Raw genomic sequence first — 546 nt, 5'->3', positions numbered from 1 at the left:
TTCATGGATCAGCAACACAGATCATACGAGCTTGGAGTGGTAGTTCAGTTGGTTAGAATACCGGCCTGTCACGTCGGGGGTCGCGGGTTCGAGTCCCGTCCGCTCCGCCAATAAAAGAAAAGCCCTTTGGTTCTCTGAACCGAAGGGCTTTTCCCATTTCAGAAGCCAAAAACACGTCAGCTACCCCTTCCCTGAATATTTTTGCGCTTTTCAGCAAAAAAACTGCTGTTCGCCCTCAAGAATAGTTGCACAAGCACGAAAGCGCCCCCTATAATAGTGCCTCTTCCAGACGTGGTGACAAACGTCGGGATAGTTTTCTGGGTATGCGGGTGCTTAGCTCAGTTGGTAGAGCGGCGCCCTTACAAGGCGTAGGTCGGGAGTTCGAGCCTCTCAGCACCCACCACCAATACAGAAAATTATCCAGTGCTTCATGGATCAGCAACACAGATCATACGAGCTTGGAGTGGTAGTTCAGTTGGTTAGAATACCGGCCTGTCACGTCGGGGGTCGCGGGTTCGAGTCCCGTCCGCTCCGCCAATAAAAGAA

3 tRNA genes are annotated in these 546 nt (G+C 51.8%); all 3 read left to right on the top strand.

What is annotated here, in order from left to right:
* The first annotated feature begins 33 nt into the window (after positions 1-33).
* The 3 genes from GYK42_RS28840 to GYK42_RS28830 all read left to right on the top strand — a co-directional run bounded on the left by GYK42_RS28840 (position 34) and on the right by GYK42_RS28830 (position 537).
* Positions 34-110: transfer RNA gene (locus GYK42_RS28840), tRNA-Asp, on the top strand.
* A gap of 217 nt (positions 111-327) precedes the next feature.
* A tRNA-Val gene (locus tag GYK42_RS28835) sits at positions 328-403 on the top strand.
* Positions 404-460: 57 nt separating this feature from the next.
* A tRNA-Asp gene (locus GYK42_RS28830) sits at positions 461-537 on the top strand.
* The last annotated feature ends 9 nt before the right edge of the window (positions 538-546 follow it).

Origin of the sequence: Janthinobacterium lividum (assembly GCF_011601275.1) — a bacterium.
Lineage (GTDB): Bacteria > Pseudomonadota > Gammaproteobacteria > Burkholderiales > Burkholderiaceae_D > Janthinobacterium > Janthinobacterium lividum_E.
Note: the sequence above shows the minus strand (reverse complement) of the source record. Positions and strands in the feature narration are given on the sequence as shown.